This window comes from Paraburkholderia sp. HC6.4b (assembly GCF_014200875.1).
Classification (GTDB): domain Bacteria; phylum Pseudomonadota; class Gammaproteobacteria; order Burkholderiales; family Burkholderiaceae; genus Paraburkholderia; species Paraburkholderia tuberum.
Window position 1 is genome coordinate 137,518 of record NZ_JACHDC010000018.1, and the last position, 20,374, is coordinate 157,891.

Genomic DNA, 20,374 nt, shown 5'->3' on the forward strand with positions numbered 1-20,374 from the left:
TGCAACGTCCGCCGATCGGGCCGCTGCGCATGTTGCGCGCGCGCCGTTCGGCGAGCTGCCGAGGGTCGCGATGCTTTCGAATCTGCTGGTACAACTGGTCAATGGACTCGCCGACGCGTCGACGCTGTTTCTGGTCGCCGCCGGTTTGTCGTTGATCTTCGGCGTGACGCGCATCGTCAACTTTGCGCACGGCTCGTTCTATATGTTCGGCATTTACGTCGCGTATAGCATCGCGAGCCGCTTTGGCCACACGGCGGGCGGCTTCTGGCTGTCGGTGCTCGCCGCCGCGCTCGCGGTCGCGGTGTTGGGCGCGCTCGTCGAAATCGTCGTGTTGCGGCGGATCTATCAGGCGCCGGAGTTATTCCATCTGCTCGCCACGTTTGCGCTCGTGCTGATCTTTCGCGACGCCGCACTATGGCTTTGGGGCCCCGACGATCTATTCGGCCCGCGCGCGCCGCATCTCGCGGGCGCGGTCGACTTTCTCGGCCATCCGCTGCCCACGTACGACATCGCGCTGATCGTGATCGGTCCGGTCGTCTTGCTGCTGCTGTGGTACGCGTTGACGCGCACGCGTTGGGGCACGCTCGTGCGCGCCGCGACGCAGGATCGCGAGATGCTCGGCGCGCTCGGCATCAATCAGGCGTGGCTGTTTACCGGCGTGTTCTTCGTCGGCGCGTTTCTCGCGGGACTCGGCGGCGCGCTGCAAGGGCCGCGCATGTCGGCGAACCTGTCGCTCGACCTCGAGACGATCGGCAATGCGTTCGTGGTCGTCGTGGTCGGTGGCATGGGTTCGATTCCGGGCGCGTTCGTCGCGGCGTTGCTGATCGCCGAGATCAAGGCGCTGTGCATCGGTATCGGGCACGTGACGATCTTCGGCATCGATTTATCGCTGAGCCGCTTCACGCTGGTGGCCGAATTCGTCGTGATGGCGGTCGTGCTGGTGGTGCGGCCTTGGGGTCTGCTCGGCCGCGCGAGCGCCGCGGTGCGCGCGATGGGTACGCCGGAAACGCCATTGCGTCCGGCGGGCAGGCGTCTGAAGGGGCTGGCCGCCTTCGTGTCGCTGGTGCTGGTTCTGGCGCCGCTCGCGGCCAACGCGTTTCCGTACATGCCGGTGCTGCTGGTTGAAATCCTGATCGCGGTGCTGTTCGCGGCGAGTCTGCATTTCATCATGGGTCCGGGCGGCCTGCATTCGTTTGGCCATGCCGCGTACTTTGGACTTGGCGCTTACGGCGCGGCGCTGTTTCTGAAGGTGCTGAATCTGCCGATGGAAGCCGCGTTGCTGCTCGGGCCGCTGCTCGCGGTGGTGGGCGCGCTCGTGTTCGGCTGGTTCTGCGTGCGCCTGTCTGGTGTCTATCTGGCGATGCTGACGCTCGCATTCGCGCAGATCGTCTGGTCGGTCGTGTTCCAGTGGGACGACGTGACGGGCGGCAGCAACGGCATTCTCGGTCTATGGCCGTCGAACTGGCTGTCGTCGCCGGTCGCGTTCTACTACTTGACGTTAGCGTGCGCGGTGCTCGGCGTGTGGCTGCTGCGCCGCATGCTGTTCTCGCCGCTCGGCTATGCGATGCGCGCGTCGCGCGATTCCGCGCTACGCGCCGAGGCGATCGGCATCGACGTGAAGCGGGTTCAGTGGGCGTCGTTCGTGATCGCGGCGCTGTTCTGCGGACTCGCCGGATCGCTGTACGCGTTTTCGAAGGGCAACATCTCGCCCGAAGTGATCAGCGTGAGCCGCTCGGTCGATGGCCTCGTGATGGTGCTGCTCGGCGGCTTGCAGACGTTGAGCGGGCCGATCGTCGGCGCGGCCGTGTTTACGTGGCTGCAGGACACGGTCGCGCGCCAGACCGACTACTGGCAGGCGCTGCTAGGCTTCGCGATCCTGCTGCTGGTGATCGCGTTTCCACAGGGTATCGTCGGCTTCATTCGCGAGCGTTTCGGCGACGCGAACGGCGATCAGGCCGACAAGACCAACGGCGGCGCCGCGTCGCCGTCGCAACGGGCCGCCGCGGTCAAGGAGGGGCTATGAGCCTGCTGCGCGTAAGCGGTCTGTCGAGATCGTTCGGAGGACTGAAGGCGGTCGATAACGTTTCATTCGATCTCGAAGCGGGTCAACTGCTGGCGCTGCTCGGCCCCAACGGCGCGGGCAAATCGACTTGTTTCAACATGGTCAACGGCCAGTTGCAGCCGTCGTCGGGTTCGATTCTGCTCGACGGTCATGAACTCGTCGGCATGCGGCCGCGCGATATCTGGCGGCGCGGCGTCGGCCGCACGTTCCAGATCGCCGCGACGTTCAACTCGATGACGGTGCTCGAAAACGTGCAAATGGCGCTGGTGTCGCGCGAGAAAAAGACCTTCGGCCTCTGGAAGCCAGCGGGCTCGCACCATGCCGACGAAGCGTTCGCGCTGCTCGAACAGGTCGGCATGGGCGCGCACGCGAAGCGCGCGTGCGGCGTGCTCGCGTACGGCGACGTGAAGCGCGTCGAGCTTGCGATCGCGCTCGCGAACCGGCCAAAGCTGCTGTTGATGGACGAACCGACCGCCGGCATGGCGCCGAAGGAGCGCAACGAATTGATGGCGTTGACCAAGCGGCTGGTGACCGAACACGAGATCGGCGTGCTGTTCACCGAACACAGCATGGACGTCGTATTCGCGTACGCCGACCGGATGATCGTGCTCGCGCGCGGCAAGCTGATCGCCGAAGGCGACGCCGACACGATCCGCAACGACGCACGCGTGCAGGAGGTCTATTTCGGCACCGGCAAGACGTTCCGGCCGCACGCGCCACTGCAAGACGCGTCAGGCAGCGTGCGGGATCGTGGAGCATTGCAATGAGCGAACCGATGCTGAAAGTCTCCGGCCTCAATGCGTTCTACGGTCGCGCCCACATCCTGTTCGACGTCGGCCTCGAAGTCGGCCGCGGCGAGGTGGTCGCGCTGATGGGCCGCAACGGCGCCGGCAAATCGACGACGATGAAAGCGGTGATGGGACTGCTGCCGCGCCGCCACGGCGAAGTGACGTTTCGCGGCCAGAACATCAGCGCGCTCGCACCGTTCAAGATCGCGCGCATGGGCGTCGGTTTCGTGCCCGAGGACCGCCGCGTGTTCGCGGACCTGACGGTGATGGAAAACCTCGACACGGGCCGCCAGCCGCCGCGCGAAGCCGCGCCGCAATGGACGCCCGACAAGCTGTTCCGCCTGTTTCCGAATCTCGGCGAAATGCCGAAGCGCCCCGGCGGCCAGATGAGCGGCGGCGAGCAGCAGATGCTGACCGTGTCGCGCACGCTAATGGGCAATCCGTATCTGGTGCTGCTCGACGAACCGTCCGAAGGCGTCGCGCCGGTGATCGTCGAGCAGATGGCGAACATGATTCTCGAACTGAAACGCGAAGGGCTATCCATTCTGTTATCCGAACAGAATCTGCACTTCGCCGAGCTGGTCAGCGACCGCGCGTATGTGCTCGAGAAAGGGCAGATCCGTTTCAGCGGGACGATCGGCGAACTCGCACGGAACGAAACAGTGAGGCGCGCTTATCTGAGCGTGTGAATTCATCGGGTAGTGTCGGCGAAAGGAGAGGCAGATGGCGGCAGAGACGTTGACAGGCTTGTCGGGCAAGGTCGCGGTAACGAACATCGGGCTGCTGCTGTCGGGCGATATCGATCAGCCGATTCTCGACGCGGACACGCTGGTGATCGACGACGGCGTGATCGTCGCGCTCGGCCGCGAGAAAGACTGCGATCTCGAAGGCGCGCGCACGACGGTCGACTGCAAGGGCACGACGGTCGCACCGGGCCTGATCGACTCGCACGTGCATCCGGTGTTCGGCGACTGGACGCCGCGCCAGAATCAGCTCGGCTGGATCGAGTCGAATCTGAACGGCGGCGTGACGACGATGATCTCGGCCGGCGAAGTGCATTTGCCTGGCCGTCCGAAAGACGTGCTCGGCGTGAAGGCGCTCGCGATCACCGCGCAGCGCTCGTTCGACGGCATGCGCGCGGCCGGCGTCGGTGGCGGCGTCAAGGTGCTGGCGGGCGCGCCGGTGATCGAGAAGGGCATGGTCGAGCAGGACTTCAAGGAGCTGTCCGAAGCCGGCGTGAAGCTGCTCGGCGAAGTCGGCCTCGGCAGCGTGAAGGGCGGCGAGGAAGCGCAACAGATGGTCGCGTGGGCGCGCAAGTACGGTATCCAGAGCACGATTCACACGGGCGGTCCGTCGATTCCGGGCTCCGGCCTGATCGATCGGGACGTGGTGCTCGCCGCCGATGCCGATGTGATCGGCCACGTCAATGGCGGCCATACGTCGCTGTCGTACCGGCACGTGTGCGATCTGTGCGAGCAGTCGAGCCGCGCGCTCGAAATCGTCCACAACGGCAACGAGCGGATCGCGTTGCTGACCGCGCGCCATGCGATCGAACTGAAATGCCCGCACCGGATCATTCTCGGCACCGATAGCCCGGCCGGCTCCGGCGTGCAACCGCTCGGCATTCTGCGCATGATCGCGCTGATTTCGAGCCTCGCCGACGTCCCCGCCGAAATCGCGTTCTGCTTTGCGACCGGCAATACCGCGCGGCAGCGCCACCTGCGCCAGGGGCTGATCGAGGTGGGCCGTCCCGCCGATCTCGTGTTCATGGACCGCGCGCAGCATACGGCCGCCGACACGCTGCTCGAAAGCGTGCAACTCGGGGATATTCCGGGTGTGGGGATGGTGATGATCGATGGTCTGATCCGCTGCCGGCGCAGCCGCAATACGCCGCCCGCGACCGAAGTGCCGGTGGTGCTGTGAACGCGCGGCGCGACAGGGTGCTCGCATCATGACGAACCGCGCCGCTCAGCTCGTGCTGAAGGTGAACGGCGCGACGCATGTGGTCAGCGCGGCGGCGCAGACACCGCTGCTCTACTTGTTGCGCAACGATCTCGCGCTGAACGGGCCGAAGTTCGGTTGCGGTCTCGGCGAATGCGGCGCCTGCACCGTGCTGCTCGACGGCATGCCGACGCGCGCCTGCGTGACGACCGCCGAAGTCGCGCTGGGCCGCGAGATCACGACGCTCGAAGGGCTCGGCACGCGCACCGCGTTGCATCCGGTGCAGCAGGCGTTCATCGACGAACAGGCCGCGCAATGCGGCTACTGCCTGAACGGCATGATCATGACCGCGAAGGCGCTGCTCGATCGCGATCCGCATCCGAGCGTCGCGACGATCCAGCGCGAGCTGTCGCGCAATCTGTGTCGCTGCGGCACGCATGTCGAGATCGTGCGCGCGGTGCAGCGCGCGGCGCAATTGCTCGACGCGCAAACGGACGTGGACGACGGAGCGCGCGTATGACCGGGCCGGACTTCAGCGTCGATCGTCGTGGCGCGACGCCGTCGCGCAAGCAGTTGTACGACGCGCACAGCGTGCTGCTCGTCGCGCGGCCGCCGCATGCACCGGTCAAGGCCGCGCGCGGCCAGCCGGGTTCGCGTTCTTCGTTCGTGCCGACCGAGGCGGATCTGTTTCTGGTCGTGCGAGACGATGGCAGCGTGGTCGCGTTCAACGGTCACGTGGATCTTGGCACCGGCATTGGCACCGCGCTCGCGCAGATCGTCGCGGAAGAACTCGATGTGCCGTTGACGCGTGTGTCGATCGTGCTCGGCCATACCGGCGAAGCGCCGAACCAGGGACCGACGATCGCCAGCGCGACGATCCAGATTTCGGCGGTGCCGCTGCGGCAGGCGGCGGCGCAAGCGCGTCAGTATCTGGTCGCGCAAGCGGCCGCGCGCCTGAATGTAGACGCGAACGATCTCGACGTGCAGGACAGCCGCGTGTTTCCACGCGATGGCGACCCGGCGCAGGGCATTCACTATGGCGAGCTGATCAAAGGCCAGCGTGTCGAACTGCTGCTGTCGAACGATGCACCTTTGAAACCGCCGCACGCGTACCGCGTCGTCGGTAAAAGCGCGCCGCGTGTCGACATTCCCGCGAAGGCGACCGGTGAGCTGAGCTTCGTGCACGACGTGCGCGTGCCCGGCATGCTGCATGGACGCGTGGTGCGGCCGCCTTATGCGGGCGTCGCGCAGGGTGAGTTCATCGGGCATAGCCTGCTGGAAGTGAACGAAGCGGCGATTCGCGATTTGCCTGGCATCGTCAAGGTGGTCGTGATTCGCGATTTCGTCGGTATCGTCGCCGAGCGTGAGGAGATTGCGCAACAGGCGGCGCAGCGGCTCGACGTGCGCTGGAAAACGGTCGATGGCCTGCCGCCGCTCGACACGAGCGAGCAGGTCGAAGCGGCGTTGCGCGCGAATCCGGCGACGCGGCGCGATCTGGTGATCGAAGGCGACGTGGATGCGGCGTTCGCGCAAGACCCGTCGCGCATGTTGGAACGCACTTACGTGTGGCCGTTCCAGATGCATGCATCGATCGGCCCGTCGTGCGCGGTCGCGGACTATCGCAACGGAGACGGCGACGACACGCAGCTGAAAATCTGGTCCGGCACGCAGAACCCGCATTCGCTGCGCGCCGACCTCGCGTTATTGCTGACGCTCGACGAAGCGCGCATCGACATCGTGCGGATGGATGCGGCGGGCTGCTACGGACGCAATTGCGCGGACGACGTCGCCGCCGACGCCGCGCTGCTGTCGCGCGCGGTCGGCGCGCCGGTGCGCGTGCAGCTCTCGCGCCAGGACGAACACGCGTGGGAACCGAAGGGCGCCGCGCAACTGATGGACGTACGCGGCGCGCTCACCGCCGAAGGCGAACTGGCCGCCTACGACTTTGCGACGCGCTATCCGTCGAACGACGCCCCCACGCTCGCGCTGCTGCTGACCGGCACGATTGCCGCGCAGCCGCAGGTGTTCGAGATGGGCGACCGTACGGCCGTGCCGCCGTACGACTATCGCAGCATGCGCATCGTCTGCGACGACACGCCGCCGATCGTGCGCGCCGCGTGGCTGCGCGGCGTGTCGGCGTTGCCGAACACGTTCGCGCACGAGTCGTTCATCGACGAACTGGCCGAGCAGGCCGGCGTCGATCCGGTCGAATTCCGCCTCAGGCATCTGACCGATCCGCGCGCGATCGACCTCGTCAAGGCGGTCGCGGCGAAAGCCGGGTGGGAACCGCGCGAACCCGCGTTCATAACGCGCGGCGAGGACGACGAAGACGGCAACATCGCGCGCGGCCGCGGCATCGCGTACGCGCGCTACGTGCACAGCAAATTCCCGGGGTTCGGCGCCGCATGGTCCGCGTGGGTCGCCGATGTCGAAGTCGATCGCAACAGCGGCGAACTGGCGGTTACGCGCGTCGTGGTCGGCCAGGACACCGGCACGATGGTCAATCCCGATGGCGTGCGTCACCAGATTCACGGCAACGTGATCCAGACGACGAGCCGCGCGCTGAAGGAGCAGGTCAGTTTCGGCGACAACGCGGTGACGAGCCAGGAGTGGGGCGCGTATCCGATCCTGACGTTCCGCGAAGTGCCGGTGATCGACGTCGTGATGATGCCGCGCCACGGCGAGCCGCCGATGGGCGCCGGCGAGTCGGCGTCGCTGCCCGGCGCGGCCGCCATCGCCAATGCGCTGTACGACGCGACGGGGGTGCGTTTCCGTCGCCCGCCGTTCACGCCGGAAAAGATCCGCGCCGCGCTCGCCGACGCGCAGGCGCAAGACGCGGCGGCGGCGCGCAGGAAAAAGCGCTGGCGGCGCGGCTTTTTCGGCTTGTTGGCCGCGGGCGCGGTCGGCTGGCTTGGCGCGCTGTCGTTCGCGTCCGGTTCCAGCGCGCCGCTTGCGCCGATCACGCCGCCGCTTGCAAGCGCGTTTGCGCCGGAACTGGTCGCGCGCGGCAAGCTGCTCGCGTCGCTCGGCAATTGCGCGGTTTGCCATACCGCCCACAACGGCGTGCCGAACGCCGGCGGCAAGCCGCTCGCGACCCCGTTCGGCATCGTCTACAGCACCAACCTCACGCCCGACGGCCAGACCGGGATCGGCCACTGGTCGCTCGAAGCGTTCGTGCGCGCGATGCGGCACGGCATCAGCCGCGACGGTCATCGGCTGTATCCGGCGTTTCCGTACACGTCGTTCCAGAACATTTCCGATGACGATCTGCACGCGCTCTACGCGTATGTGATGTCGCAAACGCCGGTGCGCAGCCGGCCGCCCGAAACGAAGCTCGCGTTTCCTTTCAGCGTGCGTCCGCTGATGGCTGCATGGAACGGCCTGTTTCTCGGCCGCACCGCGTTTACCGCCAACCCCGCGCAGAGCGCGCAATGGAATCGCGGCGCGTATCTGGTGAATGGCCTTGGCCATTGCAGCGCGTGCCACACGCCGCGCAACGTGTTCGGCGCCGAGAAAACCGGCGCGGCGTTCATGGGCGGAGGCAGCGCCGAGGGCTGGGAAGCGCCCGCGCTGTCGGCGTTGTCGAATGCGCCGGTGCCGTGGAGCGAGGACGAACTGTTCCGCTATCTGCGCGACGGTCACGCGCCGTTGCACGGCGTCGCGGCCGGGCCGATGGCGCCGGTGATCGGCGATCTCGCGGCGCTGCCCGACAGCGATATCCGCGCGATGGCCGTCTATCTCGCGTCGCTCAATCCGCTGGAGCCGAACGCCGATCCGGCCTTGACCGCGCGCGAATACGAACAGGCCAGCGCGATGACGGGCGCGCCGGTCACGGCGGGTGCGCGGCTTTTCGACGGCGCGTGCGCCGCGTGCCATCACGCTGGCAGCGGACCTCAGTTGTTCGGCGCACATCCGTCGCTGGCGCTGAACACGAACCTGCACGGCCCGACGCCGGACAACCTGATTCGCGTGATTCTCGACGGCATCGACTCGCCTGCGCGGCCCGAACTCGGTACGATGCCGGCTTACCGCGACAGTTTCAACGACGCCCAGGTCGCCGAGCTCGTGTCGTTCCTGCGCGCGCAGTTCGCGGGCGGCAAGCCGGCATGGCAGGACGTCGCCGCGAACGTGGCCAGAATCCGCGCGGAACCACGCGAGCAATGAGCCGCCAGCCGTCGTCCGAAGGTGCGCAGGTCCACGCGCTTGCACGTCCTCAGGTTCGCATGTCTGACTAAAACCACCATTCCTTCTGATAACGGAGAAACGCATGACCACGCGCGCAGGATGGATCTCTCGCCTCATGGTGTCGACCGTGTGCTCGTTTGCCGCGCTCGGCGCGAGCGCACAGCAGACCATCAAGATCGGTGAGATCAATAGCTACAAGGCGCAGCCCGCCTTTCTCGGGCCTTACAAGCAAGGCTGGAATCTCGCACTCGAGCAGGTGAACGCGGCGGGTGGCGTGCTCGGCAAGCAGCTCGAAGTTATTTCGCGAGACGACAACGGCAACCCCGGCGACACGATCCGCGTCGCCCAGGAACTGATCGCGCGTGAGCAGGTGCAGGTGCTGTTCGGCGGCTTCCTGTCGAACACCGGCCTCGCGCTCGCCGACTTCGCGAAGCAGAAGAAGATCTTCTTCCTCGCGGCCGAACCGCTGACCGACAAGATCGTCTGGGCCGATGGCAATAAATACACGTACCGTCTGCGTCCTTCGACCTACATGCAGGTCGCGATGCTGGTGCCCGAGGCCGCGAAGTTGAAGAAGAAGCGCTGGGCGATCGTGTATCCGAACTACGAGTACGGGCAATCGGCGGTGGCGACCTTCAAGAAGCTGCTGACGGCCGCGCAGCCGGACGTGCAGTTCGTCGTCGAACAGGCGACGCCGCTCGGCAACGTCGACGCGGGCGCCGTGACCCAGGCGATCGCCGACGCGAAGCCCGACGCGATCTTCAACGTGCTGTTCGGCGCCGACCTCGGCAAGTTCGTGCGCGAGGGCAATACGCGCGGGCTCTTCAAGGACCGCGCGGTGGTGTCGCTGCTGACCGGCGAGCCCGACTACCTCGATCCGCTCGGCGCCGAAGCGCCGACCGGCTGGATCGTGACCGGCTACCCGTGGTATTCGATCGATACGGCCGCGAACAAGCAGTTCGTCGACACGTATCAGGCGAAATATCACGACTATCCGCGGCTGGGCTCGGTGGTCGGCTATTCGGCGCTGATGTCGATCGCGGACGGCATCAAGAAGGCGGGTTCGACCGATCCGGACAAACTCGCCGCCGCGTTCAAGGGGCTCAACGTGCAGACGCCCTTCGGCCCGATCATGTACCGCGCGCAGGACAATCAGTCGACGATGGGCGCGTATGTCGGCGTGACCGGCGTGAAGGACGGCAAGGGTGTGATGACGTCGTACCGCTATGTGGATGGCGCGAGCGTGCAGCCATCGGACGCCGAGGTGAAGAAACTGCGCCCGGCGGATTGAGTACGTGGCGCGCGGCGGTCCGTCGTGACTGCCGCGCAATGGCCGCGCGAGTGTTGGTGAATGCACGTCCGCAGCGGCTTTTGCCACGAGCGGGCGGCTTTGAAAACGGCGCTTGCCGTCGGCGAAACCTACTCTTCCGCGTCGTGCTCCGTGACGAAGCGCTTCAGATAAGCGAGCACGGCCGCTTCCATCGCGCGATGATCGGCGGTGTTTTTCGAGCCCGCGTTTTCTTCATCGCCGAACAGTGTGGACGGCGCGTTGTGCACGTCCACTTCCTGCCCCTCGCGGAATACGCGAATTTCGTGGACGTCTTCGACGTACTCGGCGATCCAGTGCACGCCCTCGATATGTGTGCCAGCGCGAACCGTAACTATCTTCATGGCTGTCTCCATGCAAGGCGGCCGATTTGAGTTAGCGCTTCGGCGCTTACTCCTGTCCCATGTCCACCACCATACGCCGTCCCGCCGACGCACGCGAGTCCCGCCGCGCAACCGCCGCCGGAGCATGGCGCGGATGGGCGCTCCGGCACGCTCGTTGCTGAATGATGGAGACTCACCCACAACCGGAGAACCGTCATGCCAGAGCAGAAAACCTTGAAGCGTGCCGCGGCCGATAAACGCGCCGGCAAATCAGCGAGTACTCAAGCGGGAGAGTTCGTCAAGGAACAGGTGGACAAGGTCCGCGCCGGCAAGCACGGCGTGCGCTCGCCGAAGCAGGCGATCGCGATCGGGCTGTCCGAGGCGCGGCGCGCGGGCGTCGACCTGAAGCCGCCGAAGAAGGGCGCCACGAGCGAGGCGACCCGCAAGAAAGCGCAGAAGGACAGCGCGGCGGGCAAGCACGAAGGCGCCGCGAAAAAGAGTGCGAGCAAGGAGTCGAGCGCGAAACGCTCGCGTGTGTCGGAGAGCGTGCTCAAGCGCGAGAGCAAGGCCGGGGCGTCGTCGGCGGCGATGTCGAAGCAGGCGAAGTCGGCGGCGGCCAAGCGGCCAGCCGCGAGCCGCTCGGCCGCAGCCAAAAAGGCCGCTGCGACGAAGGGCGCGGCTGGACGCTCCGCTGCCGCGAAAAAGGCCGCGCAAACGCGGGCGTCGCGCGCGCATCACTGAGCTTGCGGCTCGCAAAGCGGCAGCAATAAAAAAGAGCGGCGCACGCATGCGCGTGCCGCCGCTCTTTCGTCGTCGCTTGGTGGCGCGCTTGCGGGCCTTCTTACTGCACCGTCGCCAGCACCTCGCCAACGGTGCGGAAGAGCCGCGCGATCTGCTCTTCGTCGATGATCAGCGGCGGGGAGAGCGCGAGGATGTCGCCGGTGAAACGGATCAGCACGCCTGCCTCGAAGCATTTGACGAACGCCTCGTAGGCGCGCGCGCCCGGCGCTCCGTCGCGCGATTCGAGCTCGATGCCCGCGACGAGGCCGAGATTGCGCACGTCCTTCACGTGCTTCGCGTCGCGCAGCCCATGCGCGGCGGCTTCGAACGTCGGCGCGAGGCTGGCCGCGCGCTCGAACAACTGGTCGCGGCGGTACAGATCGAGCGTCGCGATCGCGGCCGCGGCAGCCGCCGGATGCGCCGAGTACGTGTAGCCGTGGAACAGCTCGATCGCGCCCGGCGCGCCGCTACCCACGACCGTGTCGTGGATCGTGCGGCTCGCCGCGACCGCGCCCATCGGAATCGACGCGTTGTTGATCGCCTTCGCCAGCGTGATCAGGTCCGGCGTGACGCCGAAGTGTTCGCTCGCGGTCGCCTTGCCGAGGCGGCCAAAGCCCGTGATTACTTCGTCGAAGATCAGCAGGATGCCGTGCTTCGTGCAGATCTCGCGCAGCTTCTGCAGATAGCCTTGCGGCGGAACCAGCACGCCGGTCGAGCCGGCCACCGGTTCGACGATCACCGCGGCGATCGTCGAAGCGTCGTGCAGCGCGACGATGCGCTCCAGCTCCTCGGCCAGATGCGCGCCCCATGCGGGCTGGCCCTTCGAGAACGCGTTGTGTTCGAGGTTGTGCGTGTGCGGCAGATGATCGACCGCCGGCAACAGCGCCCCCGAAAACGTCTTGCGATTCGGCGCGATACCGCCGACCGAAATCCCGCCGAAACCGACGCCGTGATAGCCGCGCTCGCGGCCGATCAGACGCGTGCGCTGGCCTTCGCCGCGCGCGCGATGGTAGGCGAGCGCGATTTTCAGCGCGGTGTCGACCGATTCGGAGCCCGAGTTCGTGAAGAAGATGCGATCGAGCCCTTCCGGCATCAGCTCGGCAACCTTCTTCGCCGCTTCGAACGCAAGCGGGTGGCCCATCTGGAAGGTCGGCGCGAAGTCGAGCGTCGACAGCTGCTGGGTGATCGCGGCGACGATTTCATCGCGGCCATGACCGGCGTTCACGCACCACAGCCCGGCGCAACCGTCGAGAATCTCGCGCCCGTCGGTGCTTCGGTAGTACATGCCCTTCGCCGATTCCAGCAGGCGCGGCGCGGCCTTGAACTGGCGGTTGGCGGTGAAGGGCATCCAGAAGGACGACAGATCGTCGATGACGGGGCGCGAAGTCATGGCATCTCCTCGAAGTGGTGTCGGTTGGGGCTTTAAGCGTAGCCAAACTGTAGCCCTCGCGGTTTAATGGCGGCATAAACAGTTGACCAAGTGTGGTGTCAACTGTGCTGGCGGATTCGCGCGTACTGTTCCGGTAAGCGGGCGGTCCGCGGTCCGTCTTTTTGCCCCTCGTTTTTCGCCCGAAACATGATCGAACTGGACCTTCAACGCGACCGGCGCGCGGCGCCGACGCTCGTCGAACAGGTCGTGCAGAGCTTCGCGCGCGCGATCGACTCGCAATCGCTGCGCGCGGGCGCACTGCTGCCGTCGGTGCGGCAGCTTGCCCAAAGCCACGCGCTGAGCACCTTCACCGTGACCGAGGCGTACAACCGGCTGGTGTCGATGGGCCTCGTGGTCGCGCGGCGCGGCTCCGGCTATCGGGTGGCGGCGCGCTCGTCGTCCACGCGCGCGGCCGTCGCCGACTGGACGCCGCCGAGCCTGACGGCGACGTGGTTGCTGTCCGACGTGTTCGCCGATCACTCGGTGCCGATCAAGGCGGGCTGCGGCTGGCTGCCGAGCGAATGGACCAACGAGAGCGGCCTGCAGCACTCGCTGCGCGCGCTGAGCCGGGTGCCGGCCGCGCGGCTCGGCGACTATGGCCATCCGTACGGCTTCGCGCCGCTGCGCGAGCGCATCGCCGAACAACTCGACCGGCGCGGGCTGCCTGTCGACGTCGCGAACGTGCTGCTCACCCAGGGCGCGACGCAGGGGCTCGATCTGATCGTGCGCACGCTGCTGCGCGCGGGCGATGCGGTGATCGTCGAAGATCCCGGCTACTGCAATCTGCTGCAGATCCTGAAGCTCGCCGGGCTGGTCGTGCATGGCGTGCCGCGCACGCCGGCCGGCGTCGATACTGACGCTCTCGCAACGCTGGTCGCGCGGCACAAGCCGAAGGCGATCTTCGTCAACACCACGCTCCAGAATCCGACCGGCGCGACCTTCGGCATGTCGGCCGCGTTCCGCTTGCTGCAGATCGCCGAGCGCGAGCGCATCTGGGTGATCGAGGACGACGTGAGCCGCGAACTCGCGCCGGCCGGCGCGCCGCTACTGGCGGCGATGGAAGGCTTGCAGCGCGTGTTGCACGTCGGCGGCTTTTCGAAGACGGTGACGCCGTCGCTGCGCTGCGGCTATGTGGTGGCCGAGCAGGCGGTGCTGCGCGAACTCGCGCGCACGAAGATGGCGGTGGGGCTGACGTCGTCGGAAACGATCGAGCGGATCGTCGACAAGGTGCTGGTGGAAGGGCGTTACGCGCGCCACGTCGAGATGGTCAACGAACGGCTCAAGCTCGCGCACGTGGCACTCGAAGAACGGCTGGACGCGCTCGGGCTCGAGGTGTTTCACCGGCCGCGCGCGGGGCTCTTCATGCTGGCGCGTCTGCCGATCGAAGCGGAGCGCGCCGCCGAGGTCGCGACCGCCGCGCTCGCGCACGGCATCTGGCTCGCACCGGGCTCCTACTTCCGTCCCGACGACGCGCCGAGCGCGTGGTTCCGCTTCAACGCGCCGTATTCGAGCGACGACGCGTTGTGGCGCTTCATCGAGCGGGTCGGGGAGGGGGCGTGGTAGACGCGGCGGCGCGCGTCGAAAGCTCAGCCGCCGTGCCCGATCAGCTTCAGCGCGATCGGATACAGCGACGCGACCAGCAGCAGCGCCATCGCGATGTTGAAGACGCGCAGCCGCTTCGGGTTCGACAGCACCTCGCGCATCGCGGTGCCGAAACCGGCCCACACGCAGATGCACGGAAAGCCGATCACATAGAACACCGCGGCCATCGCGGCGGCGTTCATGCCGAAGCTGTTGCTCAGGTGAATCGTCGTCGCGGCGGTCAGCACCATCATCCACGCCTTCGGATTGACCCACTGAAACGCGATCGCCTCGTGAAAGCGCATCGGGCGACGCTCGCCGTTCCTGAGCTTCAGTTCGCCCGACGTGCCGATTTTCCACGCCAGATACAGCAGATAAGCGACGCTGACGACTTCGAGCACCGTATACAGCACGGGGAAATGCACGAACGCCTCGCCGAGGCCGATGCCGACCGACAACATCAACAGCACCACGCCGACGCTGATGCCGGACAGATGGGGCAGCGTGCGGCGAAAGCCGAAATTGACGCCCGACGCGAGCAGCATCGTGTTGTTCGGACCGGGCGTGATCGAGGTGACGAGCGCGAACAGGATGCCGGCGGGCAGCGCGCTGAGAGTGACGAAAGACATGGGGGCTCCGGTGTCGCCAACAGAAAACGGTGAGGTTCATTCTAGCGACAGAGGCCGGTACAGTACCTGTACGGTTTTGAAAATGATGTCCAGTACGGATCGATGATGACTTGATTGGCCGGAAAGCGTCGCCACGCGGCGTTTCAACACTCGGTAGTTAACATATGTTGCATTTATTTTTTTAATGGCAACATATGTAGACGGCTGGCGCAGCAGCCCGCCATCCATCAGGAACCTGCCGCACGATTGGAGATACCCATGAAAATGATGAATTGGTCCACTGTTGCCATGCTCGTGGCGGCAACGTTGGCGAGTCCGGGCGCGTTCGCGCAGGACGCGACGTCCACGCTCGCGAAGATCCAGCGAAGCGGCGTGATCGCGATTGGCCATCGCGAGACGTCGGTGCCGTTCTCGTACGTCGACGCGAACAACGAGGTGGTCGGCTTTTCGCAGGACCTGTGCAACAAGGTCATCGATGCGGTCAAGGCGAAAACGAAGCGTCCGGACCTCAAGGTGCGCTTCATCCCGGTCACCTCGCAGAATCGCATTCCGCTCGTGCAGAACGGCACGGTCGATCTCGAATGCGGCGTGACGACCAATCTCGTCGCGCGCCAAAGCCAGGTGGCGTTCGCCGACACGTTCTTCGTCGCGACGACGCGTCTTCTCACGCGCAAGGACTCGGGCATCAAGGACTTTCCGGATCTCGCGGGCAAGACGGTCGTGACGAATCAGGGCACGACGTCCGAGCGCATCCTGCGCAAGATGAACGAGGACAAGAAGATGAACATGCAGATCATCAGCGCGAAAGATTACGGCGAAGGGCGTCTCACGCTCGAAAGCGGCCGCGCCGTCGCGTACATGATGGATGACGTGTTGCTTGCCGGCACGCGCACGCTGACCGCGAAGCCGTCGGACTGGATCATCACCGGTACGCCGCAATCGTCGGAAGCGTATGGCTTCATGTTGCGACGCGACGATCCGGAGTTCAGAAAGCTCGTCGACGACACGCTCGAACAGGTGATGAAAGGACCGGAAATCCACACGATGTACGACCGATGGTTCATCAAGCCGGTGCCGCCGAAGAACATCAGCTTCGACTTTCCGATGAGCGATTCGCTGAAACAGCTTTACGCGACGCCGAACGACAAGGCGCTCGAATAACGGCTTTGGCCGCTATTGCGCGTAGGAATGGTTTCTAGTGGCAGTCTTTTGCTCTTTCCTCTATACCTGGCTATAGGCGGCGCGTTTCGGTTGAACGTCGCCTATAGCGGGAACGGAGGGGCAAAGTGAAGAGGCCGATGGAATCTTCGCGGCGCGGACGGATTTTCCCCAGTGGAATTCTTCGTGCCGCGCTGGCGTTGGCAAGCGGCGTATTCATGGTGTCCGCAAACGCCGACGCACAAACGCGCGCGATTACGATCGTATCGGGCACCTATGGCGAGAATTGCGGCGCGCCGCGCGGCAACCTGACTCGTGAGCTCGAGCGTCATTGCAACGGACGGGAAACTTGCGATTACGCGCTGCCCGGCCTGCACAAAGGCGGCACGACGATGGCATGCCCACGCGACTTCCACGCCGAATGGCATTGCGACCACGCGGACTTCCACACGGCGGCGCTGGGTCCCGGCGCGAAATCGGGCGACACGCTCGTGCTGGGTTGCGTCGAGTCGCGTGGTGCGGGCAAATAGCTCCATGCGCGAATAAAAAGGCCGAGGCCCTAACGGGGCTCGGCCTTTGATTTTTGCTGCGGTCTTTTTAGCGGGCTTTCCGAACCGGCGTGAAGCGCCGCTTGCTGAACGACGGCCCGATACGACGGAAACGTTCCCGTTTGTGCTCTTCTTCGAAGTGCGCGAGCGACGGCTTGACCAGATCGCTGCGCGACACGATGCCTACCAGACGCATGCTGTTGCGATCGGCGACCACCGGCAGGCGTTCGAGCCCGAGCACGGCGAGCCGCGTCGCCACCAGCCGGCAGGTTTCGGATGACAAGGCAAACTCGGTGTTGTGTTGCGCGAACACGTCGGCGAGCGTCATCGCGCGCTTGCGTTCCGTGTCCTCGGCGCAGAAGCGTTCGAGCGACATGCGGTCGGCCACGCCGATCACCGCGCCGTCGCGCACCACCGGATACGCGCGGCGCAGCTGGTTCGCGCCGAACAGCGTCTGCAGCGTTGCGCCGACCGTCGTGGCGGCATCGACCGATTCGACCGAGGCGGTCATCACTTCGTCGACATAGTGGCGCTCGAGCGGATCGACGCCGTACTCGCGATAGATGTGATAGCCGCGTCGCGCGATTTTCTCGGTCATGATCGAGCGCCGCATCACGACCGTGGAGAAGCCGTGCGCGATCAGCGTTGCCGTCAGCAGCGGCAACAGCGCGTTGGCGTCGTGCGTGAGGCCGAACGCGAACACGATGGCCGTCAGCGGCGCGCCGAGCGTGGCACCAAGCGTCGCGGCCATGCAGACGAGCGGCCACAGCGCCGGTTCGCTGCCCGGGAGCCAATGCGCGAGCACCGTGCCGAGTCCGGCACCGAGCATCAGGAGCGGTGCGAGCACACCGCCCGACGTGCCCGAGCCGAGCGCGATGACCCACATCACCGCCTTCACGGCGAGCAGCAAAAGGGCGACCTGCACTGCAATGTGCTGATGCAGCAGATCGCCGATCACGTCGTAACCGACGCCGAGCGCGCGCGGTTCGAGCCAGCCGCCGATGCCGACGACGATGCCGCCGAGCGCTGGCCACCACATCCAGTGGATCGGCAGCTTGCCGAACAGGTCTTCCACCTTGTAGAGCGAGGCGGACAGGCCGGACGCCAGCGCGCCCGACAACCCGCCCGCGACCGCGCACGACAGCAGCGACCAGCCATCGGGCGCGGCAGTCTGTAGCGGAAACAGCGGACCTGTACCGAAGAAAATCACGCGGGCGAAGCCAGCGACCGCGCACGCCACCGCGACTGGCAGGAAGCTGCGCGGCCGCCATTCGAACAGCAGCAGTTCGACCGCGAGCAGCACGGCCGCGAGCGGCGTGCCGAACACCGCGGTCATGCCGGCCGCCGCGCCCGCTACGAGCAGCGTCTTGCGTTCCGCCGCCGTGACCTTCACGCACTGCGCGATCAGCGAGCCGAGCGCGCCGCCGGTCATGATGATCGGGCCTTCCGCGCCGAACGGCCCGCCGCTGCCGATCACGATGCCCGACGACAACGGCTTGAGCACCGCCACTTTCGGCGACATCTTGCTCTTGCCGAACAGGATCGCCTCGATCGCCTCGGGAATGCCGTGGCCGCGAATCTTTTCGGAACCGAAGCGAGCCATCAGCCCGACGATCAAACCACCGATCACCGGCACGCCGATCACCCAAATGCCAAGCGTATTGGTGGCGGCCGAGCGGTCGACGAACGACAGCGTGCCGAAGAAAAACAGATTGGTGAACAGGCGAATCACGTTCAGCAGAATAAAGGCGGCAATCGTGCTGACGAAGCCGATGCCTGCGGCGAGCGCGAAGATGCCGGGCAGCCGTGCATTCGCCGAGAAGTCGCGTTTGTGGGAATCCATGCTCATGGTTAGTCGAGGTCGATCCGTGGAACCTGGAAGGAGCCTTCGAGCGATCTCAATTCGGCGCGATGCAGTTCCGCAAGCCGTTCGAGTACCCGTTCTCCCGCTCTTTCGATGTGTACTTCAACCTGGCGGCGATCGGTCTCGCTGACCTGGCGGCGCACGAGATTCAGTGCCTCGCAGCGCGATACCAGCGCGACGACGCCGTGATGTTGCGCCTGCAGACGCTCCGCGAGTTCGCCGACGGTCGCCCAGTCGCGCTCCGGATAGCCCTTGATGTGCAGCAACAACAGGTATTGCAACGGCGTGATGCCCTCGCTTTGCGCGGCCTGCTCCGAGAAGCGCTCGAAGCGCCGCATCTGATAGCGAAACTGCGACAACTGCTCGAAATCGCTCTTAACGAGCTTGCGAGTCCGTACTTTCATGGCAAATCCGCCGATGCGAAGAAAACCGAAAATATATCACGTCATGATGTACTTGGGCGAATTGCGGCCGTCGCAACGGCATCGCGCGGCAGGTCTCCTCGGTCTTTTAGTTGAAAATCAGGCCGCCTCGCGGGCTCGGGTGGCGGTTTGCCGATACAGGCCGGAGATCAGGTCCACCTGCGTGATCATGCCGACCACGCGGCCCGCGCGATCGAGCACCGGGATGTGGTGATGGCCGAAGTTCGCGAACATCGGCACCAGTTCCGTGATCGGATCGGTGGCGGCGACGGTGCAGACGTCGGTGGTCATCACGCTGCCGACGTTCGACGTGCGAAGCGCATCGCCGCGCAGCCAGCCGTCGAAGTAGTTCAGGATCGGGCCGAGCGCGCCGAAGCTTCTTCTGTCGACGAAATCGGCGCGCGTGACGATGCCTAGCAGTTTCTGCGCCGCGTCGACGACCGGCAGCGCCTTCACGTTGTGGCGCTTGAACAACTGCCATGCGGCGGCGGCGCGCGTGCCCGGCGATACCGACACGAGGTGGCGCGACATCACGTCTTCGCAGCGCAGTTCGTTGAAGCTGCGCGAGAACGCCTGAAGCTGCGTTTCGCGCAGCAGCGAATAGAGATCGTCGGTGTCGATGTCGAGCAGTTCGTCACGGCGCCCGAGCACGGCTTTGACGTCTTCGCGCGTGAAGCCGACGCGCGCGGCTTCGTCGGCGGCCTGGCTCGGCGTCGCGCGGTCCTGGCGTCCCGCATGCGGATAACGGTGGCCGGTTGCCGCGTGATAGACGAGCGCCGCGAACAGCAGCGCGGCCGACTGGATCGCGATCGGTTCGAGCACGAAGCGGTAGCCGAGCGCATGAATGACCGGGCCGCCCAGCACCGCGGTCAACGCGACCGCGCCCGACGGCGGGTGCACGCAGCGCAGCGCGAACATGCCGGAGATCGACAGCGCCACCGCGAGGGCGGCCGCCAGCGTCGGATCGCCGATCAGCATCGCGCAGGTTACGCCGACCGTCGCGGACACGAGGTTGCCGCCGATGATCGACCACGGCTGCGCCAGCGGGCTCGCGGGCACCGCGAACAGCAACACGGCGGAAGCGCCCATCGGCGCGACAAGCAGCGGAATATTTGCGACAGGGCCGAGCAGCAGATACATCAGACCGCCGGTGAACGCGATGCCGAGAAGCGCGCCGAGGCACGAACGCGCACGCTCGTGCCATTTCACGGTGACCGGTGCAGGGAGAAAGCTGGCAAGCCAGCCGAGAGCAGGAGAGCGGGACAAGATAGGAGCAGAAAGTAGTCGATGATGCCGGGCCCGACATTACCGGGGAAACCCTGGCAACGCGAATACAG

Annotated in this window: 17 protein-coding genes; 11 read left to right on the top strand and 6 right to left on the bottom strand. The window is 65.9% G+C overall.

The annotated features are described in order from the left end of the window. Positions 1-70 precede the first annotated feature (70 nt). The 7 genes from HDG34_RS26095 to HDG34_RS26125 all read left to right on the top strand — a co-directional run bounded on the left by HDG34_RS26095 (position 71) and on the right by HDG34_RS26125 (position 10,267). A complete protein-coding gene (locus HDG34_RS26095) occupies positions 71-2,023 on the top strand; it encodes an ABC transporter permease (RefSeq protein WP_184063398.1) in 1,953 nt (650 codons plus the stop codon). Continuing rightward, positions 2,020-2,829 carry an ABC transporter ATP-binding protein gene (locus HDG34_RS26100; protein ID WP_184063401.1) on the top strand — a complete coding sequence of 270 codons (810 nt, stop codon included), beginning with the start codon at positions 2,020-2,022 and terminating at the stop codon, positions 2,827-2,829. The genes HDG34_RS26095 and HDG34_RS26100 overlap by 4 nt, the downstream gene beginning before the upstream one ends. Next, the gene (locus HDG34_RS26105; protein ID WP_184063404.1) at positions 2,826-3,539 is read left to right on the top strand and encodes an ABC transporter ATP-binding protein; all 714 of its coding nucleotides are present in this window, start codon (positions 2,826-2,828) and stop codon (positions 3,537-3,539) included. The genes HDG34_RS26100 and HDG34_RS26105 overlap by 4 nt, the downstream gene beginning before the upstream one ends. Positions 3,540-3,573: 34 nt before the next feature. Further along, entirely contained in the window at positions 3,574-4,773 is a 1,200-nt protein-coding gene (locus tag HDG34_RS26110) for an amidohydrolase family protein (RefSeq protein WP_090807235.1), read from the top strand. Positions 4,774-4,801: 28 nt separating this feature from the next. Next, complete coding sequence (locus HDG34_RS26115) at positions 4,802-5,311, top strand: (2Fe-2S)-binding protein (RefSeq protein WP_018423557.1); 510 nt, start codon at positions 4,802-4,804, stop codon at positions 5,309-5,311. Further along, on the top strand, positions 5,308-8,955 hold the full coding sequence (locus HDG34_RS26120) for a molybdopterin cofactor-binding domain-containing protein (RefSeq protein WP_184063407.1): 3,648 nt from the start codon (positions 5,308-5,310) through the stop codon (positions 8,953-8,955). Before HDG34_RS26115 ends, HDG34_RS26120 begins: the two co-directional genes overlap by 4 nt. A 103-nt stretch (positions 8,956-9,058) precedes the next feature. Continuing rightward, positions 9,059-10,267: an ABC transporter substrate-binding protein gene (locus HDG34_RS26125; protein WP_090807229.1), complete on the top strand. Its 1,209-nt coding sequence runs from the start codon at positions 9,059-9,061 to the stop codon at positions 10,265-10,267. A gap of 128 nt (positions 10,268-10,395) precedes the next feature. Here HDG34_RS26125 and HDG34_RS26130 read toward each other — a convergent pair whose 3' ends face one another. Further along, positions 10,396-10,647: a hypothetical protein gene (locus tag HDG34_RS26130; RefSeq protein WP_018423554.1), complete on the bottom strand. Its 252-nt coding sequence runs from the start codon at positions 10,645-10,647 to the stop codon at positions 10,396-10,398. A gap of 195 nt (positions 10,648-10,842) precedes the next feature. Here HDG34_RS26130 and HDG34_RS26135 point away from each other — a divergent pair, with 195 nt between their 5' ends. Then, the gene (locus HDG34_RS26135; RefSeq protein WP_090807227.1) at positions 10,843-11,367 is read left to right on the top strand and encodes a DUF6496 domain-containing protein; all 525 of its coding nucleotides are present in this window, start codon (positions 10,843-10,845) and stop codon (positions 11,365-11,367) included. A 100-nt stretch (positions 11,368-11,467) separates the two neighbouring features. Here HDG34_RS26135 and HDG34_RS26140 read toward each other — a convergent pair whose 3' ends face one another. After that, positions 11,468-12,796 carry an aspartate aminotransferase family protein gene (locus HDG34_RS26140; RefSeq protein WP_184063411.1) on the bottom strand — a complete coding sequence of 443 codons (1,329 nt, stop codon included), beginning with the start codon at positions 12,794-12,796 and terminating at the stop codon, positions 11,468-11,470. Between the two features lie 186 nt (positions 12,797-12,982). Here HDG34_RS26140 and HDG34_RS26145 point away from each other — a divergent pair, with 186 nt between their 5' ends. Continuing rightward, complete coding sequence (locus HDG34_RS26145) at positions 12,983-14,398, top strand: PLP-dependent aminotransferase family protein (protein ID WP_184063414.1); 1,416 nt, start codon at positions 12,983-12,985, stop codon at positions 14,396-14,398. Between the two features lie 23 nt (positions 14,399-14,421). On the opposite strand, the gene HDG34_RS26150 is transcribed toward HDG34_RS26145, so the two are convergent. Further along, complete coding sequence (locus tag HDG34_RS26150; protein ID WP_184046544.1) at positions 14,422-15,045, bottom strand: LysE family translocator; 624 nt, start codon at positions 15,043-15,045, stop codon at positions 14,422-14,424. A 258-nt stretch (positions 15,046-15,303) separates the two neighbouring features. Between HDG34_RS26150 and HDG34_RS26155 the strand changes: the two genes are divergently transcribed. Together HDG34_RS26155 and HDG34_RS26160 are read left to right on the top strand one after the other, a co-directional pair. Next, on the top strand, positions 15,304-16,206 hold the full coding sequence (locus HDG34_RS26155) for a glutamate/aspartate ABC transporter substrate-binding protein (RefSeq protein WP_184063417.1): 903 nt from the start codon (positions 15,304-15,306) through the stop codon (positions 16,204-16,206). Between the two features lie 215 nt (positions 16,207-16,421). Further along, the gene (locus HDG34_RS26160; protein WP_244145126.1) at positions 16,422-16,733 is read left to right on the top strand and encodes a hypothetical protein; all 312 of its coding nucleotides are present in this window, start codon (positions 16,422-16,424) and stop codon (positions 16,731-16,733) included. Between the two features lie 67 nt (positions 16,734-16,800). Here the strand turns inward: HDG34_RS26160 and HDG34_RS26165 are convergent, their stop codons facing one another. From HDG34_RS26165 to HDG34_RS26175, 3 genes are all read right to left on the bottom strand, one after another. Next, positions 16,801-18,600: a chloride channel protein gene (locus tag HDG34_RS26165; RefSeq protein ID WP_184063423.1), complete on the bottom strand. Its 1,800-nt coding sequence runs from the start codon at positions 18,598-18,600 to the stop codon at positions 16,801-16,803. Positions 18,601-18,602: 2 nt separating this feature from the next. Further along, positions 18,603-19,019 carry a MarR family winged helix-turn-helix transcriptional regulator gene (locus HDG34_RS26170; RefSeq protein WP_184007094.1) on the bottom strand — a complete coding sequence of 139 codons (417 nt, stop codon included), beginning with the start codon at positions 19,017-19,019 and terminating at the stop codon, positions 18,603-18,605. A 117-nt stretch (positions 19,020-19,136) separates the two neighbouring features. After that, positions 19,137-20,303 (bottom strand): HPP family protein, encoded by a 1,167-nt coding sequence (locus tag HDG34_RS26175; RefSeq protein WP_184063426.1) that lies wholly within the window; start codon positions 20,301-20,303, stop codon positions 19,137-19,139. Positions 20,304-20,374: the final 71 nt, after the last annotated feature.